The sequence below is a fragment of the Sulfurimonas sp. RIFOXYD2_FULL_34_21 genome (assembly GCF_001830805.1).
In the GTDB taxonomy this organism is placed as follows: Bacteria; Campylobacterota; Campylobacteria; order Campylobacterales; family Sulfurimonadaceae; genus Sulfurimonas.
Window position 1 is genome coordinate 60,297 of the sequence record NZ_MICH01000008.1, and the last position, 22,376, is coordinate 82,672.

The 22,376-nt window shown below is 34.0% G+C and carries 19 protein-coding genes and 1 tRNA gene; 9 read left to right on the forward strand and 11 right to left on the reverse strand.

Features of this window, described 5'->3' with window-relative positions; all coding sequences use genetic code 11:
- Positions 1-2: 2 nt before the first annotated feature.
- From A2530_RS05160 to A2530_RS05180, 5 genes are all read right to left on the reverse strand, one after another.
- Positions 3-1,313 carry a TolC family protein gene (locus A2530_RS05160; RefSeq protein ID WP_294886255.1) on the reverse strand — a complete coding sequence of 437 codons (1,311 nt, stop codon included), beginning with the start codon at positions 1,311-1,313 and terminating at the stop codon, positions 3-5.
- Positions 1,303-2,598: an HlyD family type I secretion periplasmic adaptor subunit gene (locus tag A2530_RS05165; RefSeq protein ID WP_294886257.1), complete on the reverse strand. Its 1,296-nt coding sequence runs from the start codon at positions 2,596-2,598 to the stop codon at positions 1,303-1,305. Before A2530_RS05165 ends, A2530_RS05160 begins: the two co-directional genes overlap by 11 nt.
- Positions 2,599-2,605: 7 nt before the next feature.
- Positions 2,606-4,390, reverse strand: coding sequence for a type I secretion system permease/ATPase (locus tag A2530_RS05170; protein ID WP_294886259.1), 1,785 nt, complete (start codon positions 4,388-4,390; stop codon positions 2,606-2,608).
- A gap of 8 nt (positions 4,391-4,398) precedes the next feature.
- A complete protein-coding gene (locus A2530_RS05175; RefSeq protein ID WP_294886260.1) occupies positions 4,399-5,784 on the reverse strand; it encodes a SapC family protein in 1,386 nt (461 codons plus the stop codon).
- Between the two features lie 114 nt (positions 5,785-5,898).
- Entirely contained in the window at positions 5,899-6,369 is a 471-nt protein-coding gene (locus A2530_RS05180; protein ID WP_294886262.1) for a hypothetical protein, read from the reverse strand.
- Positions 6,370-6,436: 67 nt separating this feature from the next.
- On the opposite strand from A2530_RS05180, the gene A2530_RS05185 reads away from it, so the two are divergent.
- Both A2530_RS05185 and A2530_RS05190 read left to right on the forward strand, forming a co-directional pair.
- A tRNA-Thr gene (locus A2530_RS05185) sits at positions 6,437-6,513 on the forward strand.
- A 99-nt stretch (positions 6,514-6,612) separates the two neighbouring features.
- A complete protein-coding gene (locus A2530_RS05190) occupies positions 6,613-7,710 on the forward strand; it encodes a PAS domain S-box protein (RefSeq protein ID WP_294886263.1) in 1,098 nt (365 codons plus the stop codon).
- A gap of 40 nt (positions 7,711-7,750) precedes the next feature.
- On the opposite strand, the gene purL is transcribed toward A2530_RS05190, so the two are convergent.
- From purL to A2530_RS05205, 3 genes are all read right to left on the reverse strand, one after another.
- Positions 7,751-9,964: a phosphoribosylformylglycinamidine synthase subunit PurL gene (gene purL / locus A2530_RS05195; RefSeq protein WP_294886264.1), complete on the reverse strand. Its 2,214-nt coding sequence runs from the start codon at positions 9,962-9,964 to the stop codon at positions 7,751-7,753.
- 70 nt (positions 9,965-10,034) lie between these two features.
- Positions 10,035-10,559 carry a transcription elongation factor GreA gene (gene greA / locus A2530_RS05200; protein WP_294886266.1) on the reverse strand — a complete coding sequence of 175 codons (525 nt, stop codon included), beginning with the start codon at positions 10,557-10,559 and terminating at the stop codon, positions 10,035-10,037.
- A gap of 12 nt (positions 10,560-10,571) precedes the next feature.
- A complete protein-coding gene (locus A2530_RS05205; RefSeq protein ID WP_294886268.1) occupies positions 10,572-10,898 on the reverse strand; it encodes a hypothetical protein in 327 nt (108 codons plus the stop codon).
- A gap of 119 nt (positions 10,899-11,017) precedes the next feature.
- On the opposite strand from A2530_RS05205, the gene A2530_RS05210 reads away from it, so the two are divergent.
- The 6 genes from A2530_RS05210 to A2530_RS05235 are packed head-to-tail and all read left to right on the forward strand — an operon-like array spanning position 11,018 to position 18,814.
- Positions 11,018-11,815, forward strand: coding sequence for an HDOD domain-containing protein (locus A2530_RS05210; RefSeq protein ID WP_294886270.1), 798 nt, complete (start codon positions 11,018-11,020; stop codon positions 11,813-11,815).
- Positions 11,816-11,820: 5 nt separating this feature from the next.
- Positions 11,821-13,767, forward strand: coding sequence for a ribonuclease R family protein (locus A2530_RS05215; RefSeq protein ID WP_294886271.1), 1,947 nt, complete (start codon positions 11,821-11,823; stop codon positions 13,765-13,767).
- Between the two features lies 1 nt (position 13,768).
- On the forward strand, positions 13,769-14,731 hold the full coding sequence (gene holA / locus A2530_RS05220; RefSeq protein ID WP_294886273.1) for a DNA polymerase III subunit delta: 963 nt from the start codon (positions 13,769-13,771) through the stop codon (positions 14,729-14,731).
- A gap of 47 nt (positions 14,732-14,778) precedes the next feature.
- Positions 14,779-16,305: an ABC transporter substrate binding protein gene (locus A2530_RS05225; RefSeq protein ID WP_294886275.1), complete on the forward strand. Its 1,527-nt coding sequence runs from the start codon at positions 14,779-14,781 to the stop codon at positions 16,303-16,305.
- Between the two features lie 2 nt (positions 16,306-16,307).
- The gene (locus tag A2530_RS05230; RefSeq protein ID WP_294886277.1) at positions 16,308-16,886 is read left to right on the forward strand and encodes an SCO family protein; all 579 of its coding nucleotides are present in this window, start codon (positions 16,308-16,310) and stop codon (positions 16,884-16,886) included.
- A complete protein-coding gene (locus A2530_RS05235) occupies positions 16,883-18,814 on the forward strand; it encodes an EAL domain-containing protein (RefSeq protein WP_294886278.1) in 1,932 nt (643 codons plus the stop codon). Before A2530_RS05230 ends, A2530_RS05235 begins: the two co-directional genes overlap by 4 nt.
- A gap of 82 nt (positions 18,815-18,896) precedes the next feature.
- Here A2530_RS05235 and ilvC read toward each other — a convergent pair whose 3' ends face one another.
- Positions 18,897-19,919 carry a ketol-acid reductoisomerase gene (ilvC, locus tag A2530_RS05240; protein ID WP_294886279.1) on the reverse strand — a complete coding sequence of 341 codons (1,023 nt, stop codon included), beginning with the start codon at positions 19,917-19,919 and terminating at the stop codon, positions 18,897-18,899.
- Between the two features lie 109 nt (positions 19,920-20,028).
- Between ilvC and A2530_RS05245 the strand changes: the two genes are divergently transcribed.
- Positions 20,029-20,649 carry a hypothetical protein gene (locus A2530_RS05245; RefSeq protein WP_294886280.1) on the forward strand — a complete coding sequence of 207 codons (621 nt, stop codon included), beginning with the start codon at positions 20,029-20,031 and terminating at the stop codon, positions 20,647-20,649.
- Here A2530_RS05245 and ruvX read toward each other — a convergent pair.
- Together ruvX and mnmE are read right to left on the reverse strand one after the other, a co-directional pair.
- Positions 20,642-21,034, reverse strand: coding sequence for a Holliday junction resolvase RuvX (gene ruvX / locus A2530_RS05250; protein WP_294886281.1), 393 nt, complete (start codon positions 21,032-21,034; stop codon positions 20,642-20,644). The genes A2530_RS05245 and ruvX overlap by 8 nt on opposite strands.
- Positions 21,034-22,374, reverse strand: a complete 1,341-nt coding sequence (gene mnmE, locus A2530_RS05255) for a tRNA uridine-5-carboxymethylaminomethyl(34) synthesis GTPase MnmE (RefSeq protein WP_294886282.1) — start codon at positions 22,372-22,374, stop codon at positions 21,034-21,036. The genes ruvX and mnmE overlap by 1 nt, the downstream gene beginning before the upstream one ends.
- Between the last annotated feature and the right edge of the window lie 2 nt (positions 22,375-22,376).

A 22,376-nucleotide genomic window follows, 5' to 3' on the forward strand; every position in this document is an offset into this window, starting at 1 on the left:
CCTTATTCAACAAGCTTGTCTAACAAACCCATATCTTTAAAATTATTTGTAACTATTAATAGCCCTATATATGAGTTAACCATCTCATATATATTTTCTATATATTTATATTTAACTTCATAAAATTTATTTTTAGCCTCATTTAAGTCAATAATACTTTTTAATCCATGCTCATATCCCTGCTCAATAGCATTAACATAAAGCTCGGCTGAGACTAGTGCATCTTTATACATTGAAACTGAATTGGTAGAGGCTTCAAAAAGAGCAAAGTACTCATTATACATAACCTGCGTCTCTTTTTTTGTATTTTGCAAATCTTCATTAGCAGCCATATACATCAACCTTGAGGAGTCAACTCTTGAAGACACATAACCACCTCCGTATATCGGTACGCTCAAGCTAAGCATAGCATACTTAATACTATCATACGGCGCATCGATTGTCGGAGTGTCCGTATCATATTTTGAATAAGAAACATCAAAATTTACTTTAGGCAGATGTCCGCTTTTAGCATTTTCCATATCCGCTTTTGAAATTTCAACAGCATCATAAGCTTGTTTTATTCTCAAGCTATCATGTAACGTATCATCACTTATTACTTTCTCTCTCATTTGGTTTATTGTGTCTATTATTGACTTATCAGATTCAATTTTTGGGAGTTCATACTCATTAATGCCGATAAGCTGTTTTAGTTTTAAATCATATACGTCAAATAGCTTCTTCTCTTTGTCAAGATCTATCTGTGTTGAGTCAAACTCTACTCTCATTTGAAGTAAATCCATCTTATTTGAGAGATTCATCTCATATTTTTTACTCAGCTCTTCAAGTCTTGATTTGCTATACTCTGAGTAAGATTCTAAAAGTTTTATCTTGTTTCTTGATTTTAAAACATCTATATAAGCATTAAAAAGGTCTTGTGCCAACTGCTCTTTTTGAAGTTCAACTTTTGTTTGAGAGAATTTGCTTCTTGATTCTTGCATATCTACTCTTGTATAGATTTCAGGATTATAAATAGCCTGTCTGCCAGTAAGAGAGTAAGTTATTAAACCTTGTCTGGTTTCATTTTTCGTAGGATTTGCTATATACTCCGTTTTCTTATAGGATGCAGATAGATTTATCTGAGGATAAAGTTGCGACTCCTCTTGATTTATCTTCTCTTTATCCGACTGTGAGACATATACGGATGAACGGATAGTGTTTGCATTTTCAATAGCCAACTCGTAAGCTCTTGAAAAATTTAAAACTTCCGCATTTAAGGAGTTAATGCAGAGTACTGTAAAAAAGAGACCGAGTGCTACTTTACTACTCTTCATTAAAACTCCTACTAAACATATCCGTAAGAGGTTTAACAAAATAGCTAAGCGGTGTTCTCTCTCCTATTTTAATCATAACTTCAGCAGGCATACCGGAAACTAAGATAAATTTATTATCTTGCAGACTTTTCATACCGTCTTTAGTAACTTCTATTTTAGCTTTGTAATATTGCATTTTAGCAGCCTCATCAACAAAACTATCAGCCGATACATGTACGACTTTACCCTCAACTACATGTGCTTTGCTCAGGTTAAAAGCAGAAAATCTAATATCTGCAAGAAGTCCTACATGTACTTTATCGATATCCGTTATCTGTACTCTTGCTACAACAATTAACTTAGAGTCTTGCGGAACAATCTCAAGTATAGGTTTGCCTGGAGTTACTACACCACCCTCAGTATTCATATTAAATCCTACAACAACCCCGTCTATCGGTGCTACGACATTCGTTCTCTCTAAAGTATCTTGTGCCGCGGTTATTCTGGATTTTATATCAGCCATTTGTGATTTTGCTTCAACATATCTCTCTAATGTCTCTTTTTGAAACTCTTTTTCTCGTAAAAGCTGTTGAGTTTGAAGTTCGCTAATCTGCTCATTTATCTTTGCTATGTCAGATTTTGTGCTAGCTAAATCTCCCTCTATCATATTATTTTCACGTTGCAAATCTCTGATTCTTTGTTTATCTACAAGTCTTTGTTTGTATAGAGACTCCCACTCTAAAATCTCTTCACTTATAGAAGCACGTCTATTCTCTTTACTTTTTATAAGAGAGTTAAGTCCATCAATCTGGTTTTGCAATTGAGTAATTCTGTTATTTGTAATAATTTTCTCATCTTCGATTTTTCTTTTTGTAGTTTCAAATATATTTTTTTGATTTTTAATTATATTCTCATCACTAGACTCCGGAAAAAACTCAATTACTTTATCACCGTCTCTTTGTGCTTTTAGTCTTGCAAATAGAGCTAAAACATCCTGATATTGTGTATTTAAGATATTTAGCTGAGCTTTTATCTGCACATCGCTAAGCTTCAAAAGAATCTGGTCTTTTTTTACGCTATCACCGTCTTTGACATATATCGTATCAATCTTTCCGCCCTCTAAATGCTGGATTGTTTTTTTATCCAAATCTGCAGAAACATTTCCAACCGCAACAGCAGAGCTTGCAAGCGGTGCATAAGCCATCCAGCCGCCGATTACTCCAAATACTACAAATATTAACCCTAACCCGAATCTAATTACCGAAGAGTCATCGTATGATGGCATCGTTATTTTTTTATTTTCCATAATCATCCTAACTACTTGGTTTGCTTAACGATATTTTCGGAGCTTGTGTCATAGGAGCTTGTGCTTGTGCCTGTGCTTGAGCTTGTGCATCTTTTGCGGCAGCAGCCATTTTTGACAACACATCGTTTGTATTGCCGTATGCTTCCAAAAGACCTTGCCTTATAACTGCAAGTTTATTTGTAACTTGCAGTATATTTGGTCTGTGAGTTATCAAAATAACAGTCGTATTGTTCTCTTTTAAAGATTGTATAGCTTGCACAAGTGCTGCCTCACCCTGATCGTCAAGATTTGAGTTTGGCTCATCAAGTACGACTAAAACAGGATTGTCATAAATTGCTCTTGCAAAACCTATACGTTGTCTTTGACCACCTGATAGAGTTGCCCCACCCACGCCTATTCTTGTGTCATACCCTTCAGGAAGCCTTAATATCATCTCATGAACACCTGCTTTTTGTGCAGCTTCAACTACTTTAGCAGAGTCAACTTCAGTAAATCTTGCTATATTTTGACTAACCGTTCCTTCAAAAAGTTCAATATCTTGAGGCAGATAACCTACATAACGTCCCAAAGATGTTTTATCCCATTGAGAGATATCAGCTTTATCGAGTCTTGCTTTTCCTGCGGCTAAAGGCCATAACCCTAGTATTATTCTAGCTAAAGATGACTTTCCTGCAGCACTCGGTCCTACAACACCGACAACATCGCCTTTGTTTATCATCATAGAGATACCTCTGATTGATGGCTGAGCCGCACCTGGAGGAACAACCACTACTCCTTCTAGAAGCACTTCGCCCTTAGGAGCAGGAAGTTCCATATACTCTTTATCTTTTGGAAATTCGCTTAAAAGTTTATCAAGTCTTTCATAAGATGTTCTAGCAGCACTAAAACCCTTCCAACTCCCAATTATTAAATCAAGTGGAGCCAATGCTCTACCCATAATTATGGAACCGGCTATCATCATACCTGCACTTACTTCCATTTTTATAGCAAGATATCCACCGATACCTAAGATAAGAGACTGAAAAAGCATTCTTGTACTTTTTGAAATATTTGACCAGACTCCTGCTTTATCGCTTGCACTGTTTTGTGCATTTAAAAAACCGTAATACTTCTCTTGCCATATACCTAAAATATTACTCTTCATACCCATCGCATTAATAACTTCTGCATTTCTTATATTTGAATCAACATAGATAGTAGATGCTCTATTTAAATTATTTGCTTCTAAAAGTTTTGCTTTTGTTGAGTACTCGTTGATTATCGTAAACGATACTAAAACAATAGCCGCAAATATTGAAAAATATCCAAAAACCGGATGAAACATAAAAAGAACAGCTATATAAATCGGTATCCATGGAGCGTCAAAAAAGGCAAAAAGTCCATTGCCTGTCATAAACTGTCTGATTGAAGTCAAATCATTAAGAGGCATTGAAGATGCTTTTCCGGGATATTTATTTTCTAACTCAAAAAGCGAATCAAAAACTCTTTTGCTAAGAAGTGCGTCAAGTTTATTACCGACTTTTACAAGTACCTTTGAACGTACTATATCCAGTAATGCCATTGTTATAAACAAAACAACGACAATTGCGGTAAGCATATAAAGAGTCCCTTCACTTCTACTTGTCAAAACTCTATCATAAAGCTGTAACATGTAAAGAGATGGAACTAACATAAGTATATTTATAATCATACTAAAAAAACCAACTGTAATAAATGATTTTTTAGATGCTAAAATAGCCCCTTTCAGTTCTGAGTTTGTCTGTTTTTGCCTATTTTGTGCTATCTTTGCCATAAATTTCCCTAGCTCTGTCTTTGGTGTGCTATATTAAAAAGTGCCTGAATATTATCAAGTGACTTAAGGTGTGCATCTATTAAAGAGATAATTCCTTTTCTAACCCAATCAGCTAGTATGTCATCGCTAAGGGCATTTAACTTATCTCTATCAACCACTTTAAACCCGTTAACAAGAACTTTTTTCTCATCGCCTTCGCCGACAGAAATTTCTCTCTCTTCAAGTATCCCGCTGTCTGTAATCACTTTTGCAACATTACTTGTAACTACTGCTTGATTTTCGTGTAAAGTTAAAAAATTAATTGCATGTGCTAGTGTTTCAGATTTTTCTCCATCTTTTTTGAAAAGCTGTTTACCTTTTGATTTTGAAAAAAGAGATGATTCTGCATCAATAAGTATCACTTTTTGATTAGGGTTTTCTTTGGTACTCGCTAAAGAAAACGGATATTTTCTCAAATACGAAGGAACATAAGAGGTAATCCATTTTCCATCTGCATTTATTGCCAAACTCTCTCCGCCAAGTGATACGAGTGAAACTAGAGATGTATTTTCTCCTGAAGTAAATACAACCGGAAACGCAGCTCCAACCAATGCAACTTCATTTGCCAGCACCGGTATAAACGCGCTTTGCTTTGCAAAAAATAGATTCTCTATCGGACTTATTTTTAAATCTTTGTGTTGCTCTTTGTCTAATACTACTAAATTCTTATACATTTTTTTCCTTTTTTCTTCATCTTCTTTTTTTGGACGCCCTCTCTCTTTTGAGATAAGCGTCATACCGACTAACTGTTGCAAATTTTTAATAAAATCTACGCTTCCCGTAACAAGCTGTTTTTCCAAACTACTAGTTATAAACTCTTTTTTTGCATTATTTACGCCAGAATAAAAAAATTGTGAGTACTGCTCAAGCCTCTTTTCATCCGTATAACCAAGCTTTTTATACAACTCATTTTGAGTAACGATGGAGTCAGCTTTGCCAAACAGATTTTTACCTACGCTGCTATATGCATAATCTACATGTACTTGTTGCTCTATATACTTCATCACTTCAAAGAGATAATTTTTATCTTCTATCAAAGATGCTTTGTATCTGCCTTCCCAAAGTGTGCCTGTTCGATTATATTTTTTATTGAAATAGCCTACATATTTTCTACCCAAACTCTGCATATACTTTGATAAGGCATCCGCATGTTTTGGCGTAGCTAAAAACTCAAAGTATCGCGGCATTAATATATACGAATGAATATCCATGTCATGATTTAAACTAAGCTCTTTTAATATTTCAAGAAATACCATGTAATCCTGCTCTTCTTTAAAGAGAGTAATATTATCAATACTTTTTAGTATTACATGTTGCGGAGCGTTTTCAATAAAAACTCTAACTTTACGTGCCAAATAAATTCCTTAACCTATTTCAAAGAGAATTGTACTTGCAGTAAGCTTTATTATTCATTAAACGACTCCGACACCTATTAAGTAAAAAATAATTGGTGCCATAGTCATTCAGCATTAAAAATGTCGCGATATTCCCCATTTCATAAACGGTATAGCAGACTTTATTACATGTATGATTTTTTGCAGCATAAACGAATCTAGCGATATTTTTGCAGATACGTTTTTAGAACTCAATGTTAACAAAGTATATTTTGTAGCTAAGTCAAATGAGAAGTTTACCTCAAGTAAAAGTTCTTCCTCTGTACGAAAAAGTTCAAGGTTTACTGCATCCGTTTTTGAAAATACTTTATTTTCATTAGCATTAGACTCAGGATTAACAGTTATGCTATCATAAATCATTGGTTCTTTGCTGTAATAATTAAGTATAAACTCTTCTGCTGATGGAATTAGATTTAAAATAAAATTTCTTGTTATCATAAAATCGACTCTATTGCCAATATCCTCATAGTTGACTACGACTCTTAATCTGTCTTCAAGCTCATCATATATGGGTGTAAATGTATTTGCAGTAATATTTTTTTTCATAAGCGAAATTCTACATAAAATCAGTTTTGTTGAAGGTTAATAAGATAAAATTCTCTTCTAATTTTTCGCCGACATAGCTCAGTTGGCTAGAGCAGCTGATTTGTAATCAGCAGGCCCGGGGTTCAAATCCTCGTGTCGGCACCACCTTCACTAAAAATTCACTTAATATTATCATTAAATCTTATATCAAACTTGTTTTGCTAAAATATTATTTCATAAAAATGTTTAAGAGGAGTAAAAACAATGAGCAGCGTAAATCAAATCTCAAACAACGAACTATCTATACTAAATCAGTATCACGACATAGTAGATGCCACAAATATCGTATCAAAAACTGATTTAAAAGGCATTATAACTTATGTAAATAGTAAGTTTATAGAGATATCGGGCTACACAGAAGAAGAGCTTATAGGAAAACCTCATAATATCGTAAGAGATCCAAAACTTCCGTCAACCATTTTTAAAGAACTTTGGAGAACAATTCAATCTAAAAATGTATGGAAAGGAGTAGTTACAAATCTACGAAAAGATGGAACTAGCTATACCGTTGATGCTTCAATCTTTCCCATACTTAACTCTGAGGGAGAGATTATAGAGTATATATCAATACGACATGATATTACACAGCTTCTAGAACTAAGTAGCAAACTGGAGAAGATAAATACCTATAATTCAAAACAGGAACATTTAGCAAAAGAGAAACTTGAAGCAGGCATTATAAATGATATGGGAAATAAAGAGTGTTCAGTTATTCATATTGCTTCAGATATATTAAGTGGAGATATCTACTCAATATATAAGATGAAAAACAAAGCAACATTTTTATATCTAATAGATGGTCAAGGCCACGGTGTATCTCCTGCTTTGACAGTTTTTGCAATATCATCTATGCTTAATCAATTTGTATATGATGTTAATTCACTGGATGAGCTAATTCATAGGCTTTATACTAATGCAAAAACATTTTTAGGCGAGATAGAACAACTATCCTACACAATGATAATGATAAGTCCGGATAAAAAATCTATTACATATTCATCGGGCGGAATGTATCCGTTTTTAATTAAAAAAGCTAATGAGATTATAAAGATTAAAGCAAATAACGGAGTATTTATGAATTTTTCTCCTATTCCTATTTGCACAACAATAGATATAGCCGGATGGGAATCGGTTTTGCTTTACAGCGACGGTTTGCTAGAGCATGAAAATGAAGCTTTAAAAGAGTGTATGCCCAACGAGATTATAAATAACCCATCAGGTATAAAAGATAGCATGAAGAAAATATCACAACATAAATTTGAAGATGACGTAACGATTATTTATTTAGAAAATAAAAGCTAAAACAAGTTTTCAAGCCTGTCTTAGCAGATAGACAAAAGAATTAAATGTCTCTCTCAATAACACGTTTAAACGTATTGAAGTAGTTATCTTGCAACTCTTGCATACTCATAGTCACATCGTTTATTTTTATTGTATCACCGCCGATAGTTCCTATCTGCTCACATACTAAATTGCCAAGCATCTCTTCAAATACTGCACAATTCTCGGCTTTTACTTCTATGATAGCTCTACTCATACTCTCTGCAAAAATATCTCTCTCATCTGCAACTTTCATAGTAACATCACAACCAAGTCCGCTAACAGCAGCCATTTTAGCAAGTGCTATAGCTACACCGCCGCTACTTGCATCTTTAGCACACTCCAAAAGACCTTTTTTATTTGCTTCTATTACCAAATCCCAAAGAGCAAGCTCTTTTTTATAGTCAATCTCAGGAAGCACTCCCGCAACGGTTTGACAAATCTCTTTCATGTAAAGCGAACCGCCAAATTCGCTTTTTGATTCGCCTACTAAATAAAGAACATTTCCGCTGTTTTGAAAACTTGACATTAAAACTTTGTTTTCATCATCGTTTACACCGACAGTTGCGATTGAAGGAGTAGGAAAAACCGATACTCCGTTTGTCTCATTGTAAAGCGATACATTTCCGCCGATAACGGGAGTAGTAAGCGCAGCACAAGCCTCTTTTATACCTAAACATCCTTGTCCAAACTGCCACATAACTTCCGGATTTTCAGGGTTACCGTAGTTTAAACAATCCGTAATCGCAAGAGGTCTGGCACCGCTCATCGCAACATTTCTGCCGCTCTCGATAACTGCGGCTGCCGCTCCGCCTTTTGGGTCTATGTAACAGTAACGAACATTACAATCGGCGCTCATTGCAAGAGCTTTTTTATTCTCTTTAACACGAATTACGGAAGCGTCAAGCATTCCGCCTTTTTTAATCGTGTTTGTTTGAACCATAGAATCATATTGAGTGTATATCCATGATTTATCGACTACTTCCATACTTTTTGTAAGTTTATTAAACGCATCTTGATTTGAAACTTTTGCAAAATCGTCAATTGTAACATGAGAAATTTTATCTAAATAAGCAGGGCGACTCATCGGGCGATTAAGTACCGGAGCCTCTTCGCTTACGGGATTAACGGGAACTTCCGCAACTTTATCCCCGTGCCAGAAAAGTTCCATATTTCCCGTAGCAGTTACTTCACCGACAACGGCAACATCCAAGTCCCACTTCTGAAATATTTTGATAATCTCTGCTTCGCTTCCTTTTTTTGCACAAAGGAGCATTCTCTCTTGAGATTCGCTTAGCATAAACTCATAAGGAGTCATTCCCTCTTCACGTGCAGGAACACGGTCAAGATGCATAATCATTCCCGAACCTGAACGACCTGCCATCTCAAATGAACTTGAAGTTAGACCTGCCGCGCCCATATCCTGAATACCGACGACATAATCAGTTTTAAAAAGTTCCAAACAAGCTTCAAGCAGAAGTTTTTCAGTAAATGGGTCTCCAACTTGAACGGTAGGACGAAGAGATTTTGACTCTTCCGTAAAACTATCACTGCTCATAACTGCTCCGCCGAGTCCGTCACGTCCTGTTTTTGCACCGACATACATTACGGGATTGCCTATCCCTTCAGCTCTGCCGTAAAAAATCTCATCACTTTTTGCAAGTCCTAGCGTAAATGCATTTACCAAAATATTTCCGTTGTAGCATTCGTCAAAGCTAGTCTCGCCGCCGATAGTAGGAACTCCCATACAGTTCCCGTAACCGCCGATTCCCTCAACAACGCCGCGAACCAAATATCTTTGATGTGCAGAAATCTTATCATCTTTTAACACATTACCGAATCTAAGCGCATTTAAGTTGGCAATGGGACGAGCACCCATTGTAAATACGTCCCTCATTATTCCGCCTACACCGGTTGCTGCACCTTGATACGGTTCTATAAAACTAGGATGGTTATGTGACTCCATTTTAAATACCGCAGCGTAGCCGTCGCCTATGTCGATTACACCTGCATTTTCGCCGGGACCTTGAATAACCCAAGGAGCTTTTGTCGGGAATCCGCTCAAATGAACTTTAGAAGATTTATATGAACAATGCTCACTCCACATTGCAGAGAAGATACCTATCTCCACTAAATTCGGCTCACGCCCTAAAATCTGCTTAATATGTACATAGTCCTCACCTGATAGCTTATGTGATGCAAGTACTTTTTCAATATTTTCTAGTTGTTGGCTCACTGGGATTCCTAAAAATTTGATTTTGGTTTTTAAAAATGGATTATATCTAAAAATAGTTGATAAAAAAAATTTAATGAAATGAAAAATCTGATTTTGTACGGATGTTTTTTTTAAGAGAAAATATGTTTTTATAATATATTTCTACTATTTCATACTCTTTTTTTACATGTGGCAGCTGAATCTTAAATTCATCATTTACTTCTCTACCCATCATTGCGCGAGCAAGAGGAGAGTGTACGGAGATAAGTCCATTTTGCGGCTCTGATTCTAGAACTCCGCAAATCGTATAACACTCCTCTTCTTCCGTATGAAGATTCACTATCTTAACACTGCTCCCAAAACTAACTTTTTTATGTGAGAGCAGCGAAGGGTCTATTATCTGAGATTTTTCTATTATTGAGTTTAGATAAAAAAGCCTCTTGTCAATATGGCGGAGCTTCTCTTTTGCAGCTTGATAATCGGCATTTTCGCTTCTATCGCCAAGTGCTGCGGCAACTAGCTTCTCGTGAGCAACTTTTGGTTTTTCGACTTCAAGTAAAAACTTAAACTCTTCAATTAAAATATCATAACCTTCAATGCTCATAGGTTCTTGCAATTTAAAAACCGATTAATGATTAAAACCTACGATATAGTAGGTGTTTTTATTTTCTAGTTTATTAATAGCAACTTTAAATTTCTCGCTAAAATGCCTAATCTTTTCATGTGCCTCTTCTTCAATTTCAGGGCTTTGAGACTCAATCTTTATTTTAAAAAAATCATTTGAATTAGACATAGCAACATATGCATCGTCAATTTTTAAATGGTCATGTAAATCCATAATATGTTTTTGTATTTTTTCATACCCCGTAGTATTTTCTTCAATCCTTTGGAGCTGTTTTAGTAAAGCATCATTTGGCACATAACCCAATTGTGTGAGCATAGCTTCTCTTTGCATATTTTTCCTTTTTTAAAATGATGAGAAAATAATATCAATAATTTGTAAATATTCAGTGGTATTTTATGAATATACATGTATCATTAAATCAATTTATCATCATATATAAAAGAGAGCGCATGACTGAAGATATACTTAAAAAAATCAAACAACTTCCTCCTCTTCCAGAATCTGCAATGCAGATAGAGGCAGTTTATCAAAATCCTGAGAGTACTTTTAACGACATGGTTAAGATTTTGGAAAGAGACCCTCTTTTAACGGCAGATATTTTAAAAGCTGCAAACTCTCCTCTATACGGCTTTAGCCGTGAAATCAATGCAATTAGTCAAGCAGTAGGTCTCTTTGGAATGGGAACCGTAAGAGGTTTTGCACTTGCTAGTATCGTTAAAAAAAGTTTTTCTCTTGACTTGTCTCCTTATGGCATTAACAGCGACATGTTTTCTTTGCTCTCTAAGAAGCAACACGGTGTAACGACAGCATGGTGTCTAAGAAAAGAGGGCAAACTTTTAGGTATTTTATCACCTGCGGCATTTTTAGTAGAAATAGGTAAAGTTTTAATTGCCCAACAAATTATTGCAGATAAAACTCAACAAAAATTCAAAGATGCTCTACTCTCTCTTCAAGATGTAGAAGCGGCGGAAAGAGAAGTTGTAGGCGTTGATACGCCTGAAGTGAGTGCTACCGTTTTTGAGCACTGGAGGTTTGAGTCAGGGCTTATAAACGTTATTCGTAACTGTCAAAATCCAGATGATGCAAAAGATGAGTATAAAAAAGCTGCACAAATTTTGCAAGTTGTTCGTGTTGCAGTACCTATTAACGGTGTAGTTACCGAAGCTAGTATCTCTAAGGCAAAAGAGCTGATTGTGAAATACGGACTTGATATGGAAAGTTTTGACAAAGCTATAGAGAACGCTTAGTCAAGATGAAATCTTTTTTAATAAGGCTCACACATGGACTCAGTGAGCAGGACATCTCATCGGAAGAGTTTGCGTATATAAACGATTTTTTAGCAAAAGAATATATAACTAAAAAAGATAACGTCTATAAATTTAATTCAAAATATCGTGCCGGTACATTAGGTCTTGTTCAGAACAACACTGCATACCTAAATGTTATAGGCGAGTATGTCAAAGACCTTCTTATTGAAGATATCGATATAAGTAAAGCAACCCAAGGCGATCTTATAATTGCACAAAGAGTACTCGGCAAAAGAGGAGCTCCTAGTGCAAAAATTGTAGAAATTGTAGGTCGTGCACAAAGTTACAGCGTTGCTTATATTATCTCACATGATGGCAGAAAATCTTTAGTTGACTTAAAAACAGACTATCCAATCGGAGCTGAAATAGCCGAAAATGAGCTAAACTCGTATGATTACGGTGATGTTTTTAAAATAGATAACCAAAGTTACACCATTATGGAAAAATTAGGCAATATAAAAGACCCTCTAGTGGATGAGAAGATAGTTCTTGCACAATTTAACAAACATGATGAATTTAGTGAAGAGGTTTTACAACAAGCGGCATCATTCAAAGAAGTTGATGCTTCAAAATATCCTTCCAGAGTAGATTTAAGAAAACTCCCTTTTTGTACGATTGACCCTGTTACGGCAAAAGATTTTGATGATGCTATTTACTGGGACGATGAGAACAGAACTCTTTATGTCGCAATTGCGGATGTAAGTGAATATGTTACGCCTTTTGGAGCAATAGACAACGAAGCTATATACAGAAGTTTTTCTATCTATCTGCCTCACCGCTCAATCCCTATGCTTCCAAGAGAGTTAAGCGAAACATTATGTTCCCTGCAACCCAATGCAGACAGACTTTCTTATGTATTTGAAATAAAATTAGACCTCAACACTCTAGAAGTTAGCAGTTCAAAAGTTTATGAAGCAATTATACACTCACAAAGAAGATTTAATTACGAAGAGATTGATGATTTCTTTGAAGACAAACTAAAAGCAAAAAACGACTCTGAGAAGAGTATTTTTGAATATATAAAAAAATTGAGAGTAATTACCGATGCTCTAAAGATAAAAAGGTTAAAAGTCGGTTATGATTTTCGCTCAAATGAACTTGATATGTTTATTGATGAAAATTCCAATCTTACTCACACTACTTATGCACAGGAGACACCTTCACATGCGCTTATAGAAGATTGTATGCTGCTTGCTAACAAAGAAGCGGCAAAAAGATTTACAAAGGGTGTATTTCGTATTCATGAACCGCCAAACCAGCTAAAACTGCAAAATCTTTATCAAGAGTTGGCAGGTATCGGTATGTATGTAGATATTAAAAAATCTATAAAAGAGACTATAACCCAGATACAAAATCAGGCAAAAGAGATGGGTCTCTCATCCGAGGTGGATACTCTTATAATACAATCTCAAATGCAAGCAAGATATGCACCTCTAAATGCAGGACACTTTGGTCTTGGTTTTGAAGAATACACACATTTTACATCTCCTATTAGAAGATACTCCGACCTAATCGTTCACAGACTCCTTAAAGCAATTAACAATCATGATACGCAAGAGAGCTCTTATGTTTTAAGAAATATAGAGTCTCTTTGTATGAGTGTTAGCGAAAAAGAGAGGGAAGCTTCCACGATAGAGAATGAGTTTATGGCTAGAAAATTTGCAAGATGGGCAGATGAAAATTTAGGAAATATATTTAAAGCGAGAATAACATCAACCGACCCTGTTTTAAAAGCAGAACTACATGACGAACTTCAAGGTGCTAGATTTTTTATAACGCATGGAATGAATGCTCAGTTATTTGAAGATGTAAAAATCAAAATTGATAAAGTAGATATTGCAAAAGCAAAAATTTATGCAAGTGTTGTTCAGAGAATAGAGAAAGACGACTAAGTTGTACAAAAACGAACTAGACAAGCACATACAAAACAACTCCCTCTCAAATAGTTTTATACTCTTTGGAGAGAGCACTTTTTTAATAGATACATATACACAAACTCTTACAAATATAGAAGATGCTTCGGTTGCAAAGTTTTATTATGACGAGTATGATTTTAGTTCTGCAAAGGCGCATCTCTCACAAGCTTCTCTATTTGGCGACCAAAATGTTTTGATAATAAAAAGTGAAAAAAAAATTCCAAAAAAAGAGCTCGATTCTTTAATAGAGTATTGTGAGAAAAACCAAAACAATACTTTCGTATATGCATATTACGGAACAGACCACAAAGCTTATGCAAAAGCTGCTGCAAATACAAAAACAATGTGTGTCAGATTTTTTCATCCAAGTCACAGCGAAGCAGTTTTTACCCTATCACAAATTGCAAAAGAGAGACATGTAAATATTGACGGCTATACCATAAACCATCTCTTAGCAATTCATAACGGAGATATTGCTCTCGCATGTAATGAGATTGACAAGTTAAAAGTTTACGACAAAGCCATAACGACAAAAGATATCGATAGTCTAGTATTTGGGCTCTCTGAGGTAAACATAGATGATTTTACAAAAAAAGTTTTAAATAAAAAAAATTTTAAAGAAGATTTAAATAATATATTAGAACACGGCGAAGACGAAATAAGAGTACTAACATCAATTACCTCATACATTACCCAACTATACATGTTTAATATATACATAAGAGTAAACGGTACTCCAAACGCGATGGAGATTTTAGGTTATAACGCTCCGAAATTTGTAGTCGATGAAAAAGCCGCAATGTCAATAAAAATAAAACCAAACACATACTATAAACTGCACGAACTGCTTCTTGAGAGTGAGCTTAAAATGAAGAGTTCACATATAGACAAAGGCGCTATTTTACTCTCTACTCTCATTAGGATTCAAGGATTTTTATAAACATAATTATGTTATCATGTTAACTTATATAGACAATTAGGGTACTTTTGAAAAATCTATTTTTATTTCTGATATTTTTCTCTATCTATCAGATTGATTTACATGCAAACGAACAAAAAAATATTTTAATTATCCACTCATATTCACAAGAGTATGCTTGGACAAAAAAGCAACATGATGGTTTTGTAAATTATATAAACGAAAATATAAAAACGACTCCTCTTGAGATATCCACGGAATATTTAGATACTAAAAGGGTTAAACTTACAAAAGAGTATCAAGATGCATTTGTAAAATACTTAAATGTAAAATATGCAGGCTATACGCCTGATATAATATATGTAAGTGATGACAATGCACTGACTTTTATGCTAGAAAATCAAGACACTCTTCATTTTAATGCTCCTCTCATATTTTCAGGCATAAATAATATAGAACTTAAAGAAAAGCTAGAGGCTAAAAAATTTACCGGTATATATGAGATAAAAGAGATAGCACAAAACATAGAACTAATTAGAAATTTCTCTCCTCAAACAAGAGAGATATATTTTTTGGGTGATGATTCTGAAACATACGACTCCATAAAAAACAACATAAAAACTCAAATATCAAAATACCCTAATATAAAATTTAAATTTATATCTTTTCAAAAATTAAGCAAAGTAAAAAAAGAGCTTGAAAAATTGCCAAATAGATCTTTTGTTTTACTTACAACAATAGGTGCCCTAAAAGATGAAGATATAAAAAATTCAACACTTCATAACTCGATAAGAGAGTTAAGTGAGCTTAAAAATATAATTCTTCTAAGCATGGAAGATGCATATATTGAGCATAATGTTATCGGCGGATATGTTACTGATGGAGTAAAACAAGGTACTTTAGCTGCACAAAAAGCTTATAAAATTTTAAAAAAAATACCGTTTGATGACGTAAATAATAAAACTGCTGATGCAAATACCTATATTTTTAATAAAAAAGCTCTTTTTGATTCTAAACTTTTTTTATCCGAATATATAAGCAGAGATGCAATTATTATTAATGAAGAGAACACTTTTTACATAAAATATCAGAAGCAGATATTGAATGTTTTTTTCATTTTTTTAGTAGTTTCTCTCATCTCCTTAACTCTAATCTATTTTATCTCAAGAGAAAAAAAATATAAATTACAAAATAGTATAAATAAACTCAAGAAATATAAGCATGATGCGTTAAAAAAGAGAAAAATTATATCAAATATTCAAAATATTTTAAATAGTATTTATTGGGAGTATGATACACAAAACGAGACTGTATATATTTTAAATTATACAGACACAAAAATTGAATCAGAAAATAAAAGTAGTCTCTCTTACGATGATTTTTTTAATACTCTAATTCATCCGAGTGATTTTTACGAACTACAACATGCTATTATAAAAGCAAAAAATTTAAATAATATTTCTATTACATGTAAGCATAGACTAATACTAAAAGACGGCTCATTTATTAAAGTAACTAACAATATATTACATGTAAAATCAAATAACAGCATAAAGATTGCAGGTTTGATATTGCTAAACGAAAGCAGTGAATAACTATGTCTAAAATTAAAATTCTTTTTACAATAACTCTGTTTGTTCTTTTTTTATTTGCGATACCTATTTTTCAGTCACTTCTTTTTAGTTCAAGCGCATTGAAAAACTCTAAAATTGTCGTAAATAAAGAAATTGATGCAGATTTTTTAAAAAATATTGATAAAGAAAACATAGTGCTCTTTTTTGGTTATGTTGGATGTACTGATGTTTGTACGCCGATTCTTGAGCAACTAAACAACATTTTCTTATCTAATGAAGCTAAAAATTTAAAAGATAAAGCGTCAATTGTCTTTGTAAACCTAATCCCACAAATTGACTCTGAGCAGCCTCAGCTTTTTGCATCATTTTTTAATAAAGATTTTATAGGACTGCATTTAAGCAAAAAAGATTTATATGCCGTTGATAGAAAATTCGGCCTTTTTTATTCTGCAGGAGTAAGTAATGAAGATGGGTTGTCCCATTCAGATTTTATATATCTATTAAAAAAACAAAACGATACTAAAACAGTACTAAAAAATATCTACATGACGCATCCCATCAACTCTAAAGAGTTAATAAAAGATATAAAGGAACTTTTATGAGAATAATTAATTTTTTAAAACCGTTTAACTGTCTTGAGGTTCCAAATTTTGCAAGAAATAATTTTAAAGAGTACTTTATCAACTCGGATAAAGTAATGATACTGCTTTTTCTTATGCAGTGGTTTATAGCTACTTTTATAACCTCTGTCATGTATGACACATATCTATACGGTTTTTTTAGCGGTGGCATACTATTTATCTCTCTTCTAGTCGCTTTTAGATATTTTAAAGGCACACGAACAATGAGAGCCCTTGTAGCTATATCTATGATGCTTTTTTCTCTAATTTTTATACAACAGCATCTCGGTAGAATTGAGATGCATTTTCATGTATTTATAGCTATGGCAATACTAACCCTCTATAAAGACACACTGCCGATTATTATTGCCGCTGCTACGACAATACTACATCATCTTGTATTTAATTATCTTCAATATTATGAGATTTCTGCTTTTGATATGCCTATTATGGTTTTTAACTATGGATGCGGAATAGACATAGTAATTTTACATGCAATATTTGTAGTAGTAGAAATGCTTATCTTAACATATATGATACAACTTCAAGTAGAACACAGCATAGAGCTACATAAAACTGAAAAAGAAGTTGTAGAACTAAATGAAAAACTCCATTACTCCTCTATGCATGATAGTTTAACCGGACTTGCAAATCGACAATATCTTTATAATCATATAGAATTAATTACGGCTAATGCGAACAGACACAAAGACAAATTTGCTCTTTTGTTTTTAGACCTTGATAAGTTTAAAAATATAAATGACACACTAGGTCATGATATTGGAGATGGGCTGCTTAAAGCAATAGCCATAAGATTAAAAAATATCCTTAGAGAAAATGATATCATAGCTAGAATCGGAGGCGATGAGTTTATTATAGTTTTAAGCGACATAGAAAATGAAAAGAGTATATTGGAATGTATAAATAAAATACTCGATATCTTTAAAAAAGAGATAGTTATAAACGGCAATATTTTAAAATCATCGACCAGTATAGGCTGTTCTATATATCCAAATGATTCAACAGATATTAATGAACTTATGAAATATGCAGATATGGCTATGTATAGCGCAAAAGAAAATGGAAGAAATACTTTTGAATTTTTCACAAAATCCCTAAATGAGAATCTTCACAATTTTATCAATATGATAGAAGATATGGATAGAGCATTAAATGAAAATGAGTTTAAACTCTATTATCAAGCAAAAGTAGATGTAAAAACTGAAAAAATAATGGGTGCCGAGGCTCTTATAAGATGGGAGCACCATGAAAAAGGTATAATTTTTCCCGATAAATTTATAGGCTTAGCTGAAAGCTCAGGCTTTATTATAAAACTTGGAAAGTTTATTCTAAACGAATCGGCAGCTTTTATAAGCAAATTAAACTCTATGGGCTATAAAGATACCAATATATCAATAAACATCTCTTCACTTCAAGCAAAAGATTTGGAGTTATATTACGATTTGGTACAAATAATTGAAACGTATTCGATAGACACTAAGCAACTCTCAGTTGAGATAACAGAAAGTGTTATGATGGAAAATAAAACATCTGCTTCTGAACTACTAAATAAAATTAAAGAACTTGGCATAAATATATATCTTGACGATTTCGGAACAGGTTACTCATCTCTTCAATATTTACAAACTTTTCCAATCGATATAATAAAAATAGATAAAAGTTTTGTAGATAAAATAACATCGACTATTGATAAAAATATAGTTTTATTAAATACTATTTTGCTAATGGGGCAAACCTTAGGCATAAAAGTAATAGCAGAAGGCGTAGAAGATAATCAACAACTCAAATATCTTAAAGAGAAAAACTGTGATTTTTATCAGGGTTATCTAAAATCAAAACCGCTACCTGAAGATGAGTTTATAAAATTACTGCAAAAAGATTTGTTATAAGAGTGGAAATTAGATTGCCGCGCTTTTAACGAAGCTCGCAATGACGGTCATTGCGAGGAACTTGTGACGAGGCAATCTATTATTAGTTTTTAGAAGTATCTACAATTTTGTTTTTAGATATCCATGGCATCATAGTTCTTAGCTTAACACCTGTTTGTTCAATCAATGAAGCTTTTGCATTTGCACGCTCAGCATTCATACGAGGATAACCTGCTTGACCTTCAAGAATAAAGTCTTTTGCAAATCTACCGTCTTGAATCTCTTTAAGTATCTCTTTCATTGCAGCTTTAGACTCTGCATTGATAACGCGTTTACCTGAAACATAATCACCGTACTCTGCAGTGTTAGAGATTGAATAACGCATATCTGCAATTCCGCCCTCAAACATCAAGTCAACAATAAGTTTAAGTTCATGTAAACATTCAAAGTATGCGAGTTCAGGAGCATAACCTGCTTCTGTTAATGTCTCAAAACCAGCTTGAACTAAAGATGCAGCACCACCGCAAAGTACAGCTTGTTCACCGAAAAGGTCAGTCTCTGTCTCATCTTTGAAAGTTGTCTCGATAATTGCTGTTCTGCCGCCGCCGATTGCAGAAGCGTAAGAAAGCGCTAACTCTCTAGTATTACCGCTTGGGTCTTGACCGATAGCAATTAAATCAGGAATACCGCCGCCACGAACAAACTCTGAACGAACTGTATGTCCAGGAGCTTTTGGAGCAATCATAGTAACATTGATGTCGGCTCTTGGATGAATTCTTCCGTAGTGGATATTAAAGCCGTGTCCAAATGCGATAGTTGCACCATGTTTAAGGTTTGGTTCAATCTCATTTTTATAAATATAAGATTGATTCTCATCCGGAAGAAGAATCATAACAACATCAGCTGCAGCAGAAGCTTCTGCAACGCTCATAACTTTGAAGTTTTTAGCTTCTGCTTTTGCCCAAGAAGAACCTTCTTTGCGAAGACCAATAATAACTTCAACACCGCTGTCTCTTAAATTCTCTGCGTGTGCGTGACCTTGTGAACCAAAACCAATCATTGCAACTTTTTTGCTTTTGATTAAGTCGATGTTACAATCTTTGTCATAATAAACATTTAATGCCATTGTTTTTTCCTTGATGATAATATTAAGCTTAAATGCTTAAAATTTTTTTGGCATTATACTAAAATAAAGCAAAAACTTTTATAATGTCGGGAAAATTAGAGGAATATTTATGAAAAAATTTAATCTTTTTAAAGAAATTATTGTAGCAGATACAAAAAATTTACTTCAAGCAATTAACTCTGCTAAAGTCTTCGGTATAAAAATTGACGGAGAAATCTGTTATGAGCCGTTTGGAATTAATGATATTTTAATATATAAAGGCATACCTGACACTACTTTGCCGCTTGAGAGTGCTTTTGGCAAAAACTATCAAATTTTACAAGATGGAAATAGAGTTTTAATTAAGACATTTTCAAATTGGCAAGAAATTATAGGCTTTAATTCTGCAAGAGCAACCTATGACGATACAACTGCAGACGGAGTCGATAAATTTTCTACAAAGGAGATGGAAGATATCGGCTGGAATGCAACAGAATTTAATATCTCATACAGAACTCTTGTAGATGTATTGGAAAATGAGTGTGAGGGTACTCTTATTTGTATAGAACAAGAAGACCCATTTCAGTTTAGCGGTCTTGGGTTTGTGGATAATTTAACAGATGCAAGTGATATTTTATTTAAATATTGTCAAAATGAAATTAAAAGATTGATAAATGAACACGAAGATTATAATATAGATAAATTAAGCGACGATGAACAAGAAGCGGCAGATTTTTTTAAAGCTATTTAATAGTTCTGAGGTATCTCTGCAAAATTATCATAGCTGAAATAGAGTCAATCCGTCCGTCACGAATATGTTTTATCTCGCCTTTTATCATATTTTCTGCTTCAATGGATGAGTTGCTCTCGTCTTGATAAAATATCTCGCCTTTAAAATCAACAAGATTCATAAAGTGTTCAACTCGGCGCCTCATCTCATCTTCGCTGCTTCCACCAATCGGTATCCCAACAACAACAGCGTCAACCTCCCACTCATCAAGAGCCTTTTTGACTTCCGATGCTGCTTGATTACGGTTTTTTCGCTCAACTGCACTAAGCGGAGTTGCTATGTCTTTATGTGCAGAATACGCTAAACCTATTCGTTTTAGTCCCAAATCAATTGCTATATACTTCACTATTTTCCTAAACAAAAAGAACCAAACATCTTTTCTAACATCTCATCATTTTCAAAAGGTCTGGTTATTGAAGCCATCTCTTTAATAGCTTCATTTAAATGAAATGAAAATATCTCCAGCTCCCCGTCTTTAAGAGGAAACAATGCTTCTTCAATGTTTTTAAGCGTATTCTCGACCGCCGATATCTGTCTTTGGGATATAAGCATCATCTCATCGGAAGTGTTAGCTTTGTTCATAATATTTTCCAAAGCTTTTATCAACTCATCCACATTTTCTTTAGAGTTTATCTGCATATCAAATTTTATATCTACATGTAAAAACTTTTGTTCTAAATCTATCTTATTTTTAACATGTAGAACATGTTTATGTTTGGCGTCTGAATTAATCAAAGATATAATCTGCTCATCTTCACTGTCCGCAACTCTTGAGCTATCAAACAATGCAACGACTATGTCGCTTTCTTTAATGGCTTCTAATGAACGTTCAATCCCTATGCGTTCTATTTCATCGTTTGCTTCGCGGATTCCTGCCGTATCTACTATTCTGATAAGATGTGTTCCTATTTTTATCTGCTCTTCTATCGTGTCTCTTGTTGTTCCTGCAATATCGCTGACTATTGCACGGTTGTAGCTTAAAAGCGAATTTAAAAGCGAACTTTTACCGACATTTGGTTTTCCTATAATTGCAACTTTGAAACCCTGCATAAGACCTTCCCTAGCCTTACTTGCAGTAAGAGTTTTTTTAAGAGAGTTTTTGAGTTCTTTGAGTTTTGCCTCAATCTGTAAAACCAAATCCTCAGGCAAATCTTCTTCGGCATAGTCTATACTTACTTCAGAATATGCGAGTATATGGATAATATCATCACGGATTTTTTCTATATACTCTTTAAGTGAACCTTTCATCTGCTGTGCTAAAATTTTTGCCGCGTCTTCACTTTTTGCTTCAATGAGCTGTGCAATTGCCTCGGCTTCACTCAAATCAATACGACCGTTGAAAAAAGCACGTTTAGAGAATTCACCTGCAGTTGCAAGTCTTGCTCCATAAGCCAGAGTTGCCTTTAAAATACTTTGAGCTACTATAAAACCACCGTGACACTGAATCTCGACAACATCTTCTGCCGTAAATGAAAAAGGTGACTTAAAGTAGATAACTATTGATTCGTCAATAAGTTCATTATCATAATTATATATATTTGTAAGGGTTGCATATCTTGGAGAAAAGTCTGTTTTACATGTTAATTTTTTTGCAATACTCAAAGCTCTATCTCCGCTTATGCGGATTATTGCAATAGAGCCTATGCCGTTTGCTGTTGCAATGGCACTTATAGTATCACTGTTCATTG

What these genes read in the sequence shown, in the direction of transcription:
- A2530_RS05160 (WP_294886255.1), bottom strand. Translation starts at nt 1,313, where the DNA reads ATGAAGAGTAGTAAAGTAGCACTCGGTCTCTTTTTTACAGTACTCTGC.
- A2530_RS05165 (WP_294886257.1), bottom strand. Translation starts at nt 2,598, where the DNA reads ATGGAAAATAAAAAAATAACGATGCCATCATACGATGACTCTTCGGTA.
- A2530_RS05170 (WP_294886259.1), bottom strand. Translation starts at nt 4,390, where the DNA reads ATGGCAAAGATAGCACAAAATAGGCAAAAACAGACAAACTCAGAACTG.
- A2530_RS05180 (WP_294886262.1), bottom strand. Translation starts at nt 6,369, where the DNA reads ATGAAAAAAAATATTACTGCAAATACATTTACACCCATATATGATGAG.
- A2530_RS05190 (WP_294886263.1), top strand. Translation starts at nt 6,613, where the DNA reads ATGAGCAGCGTAAATCAAATCTCAAACAACGAACTATCTATACTAAAT.
- A2530_RS05205 (WP_294886268.1), bottom strand. Translation starts at nt 10,898, where the DNA reads ATGCAAAGAGAAGCTATGCTCACACAATTGGGTTATGTGCCAAATGAT.
- A2530_RS05210 (WP_294886270.1), top strand. Translation starts at nt 11,018, where the DNA reads ATGACTGAAGATATACTTAAAAAAATCAAACAACTTCCTCCTCTTCCA.
- A2530_RS05215 (WP_294886271.1), top strand. Translation starts at nt 11,821, where the DNA reads ATGAAATCTTTTTTAATAAGGCTCACACATGGACTCAGTGAGCAGGAC.
- A2530_RS05230 (WP_294886277.1), top strand. Translation starts at nt 16,308, where the DNA reads ATGTCTAAAATTAAAATTCTTTTTACAATAACTCTGTTTGTTCTTTTT.
- A2530_RS05235 (WP_294886278.1), top strand. Translation starts at nt 16,883, where the DNA reads ATGAGAATAATTAATTTTTTAAAACCGTTTAACTGTCTTGAGGTTCCA.
- ilvC (WP_294886279.1), bottom strand. Translation starts at nt 19,919, where the DNA reads ATGGCATTAAATGTTTATTATGACAAAGATTGTAACATCGACTTAATC.
- A2530_RS05245 (WP_294886280.1), top strand. Translation starts at nt 20,029, where the DNA reads ATGAAAAAATTTAATCTTTTTAAAGAAATTATTGTAGCAGATACAAAA.
- mnmE (WP_294886282.1), bottom strand. Translation starts at nt 22,374, where the DNA reads ATGAACAGTGATACTATAAGTGCCATTGCAACAGCAAACGGCATAGGC.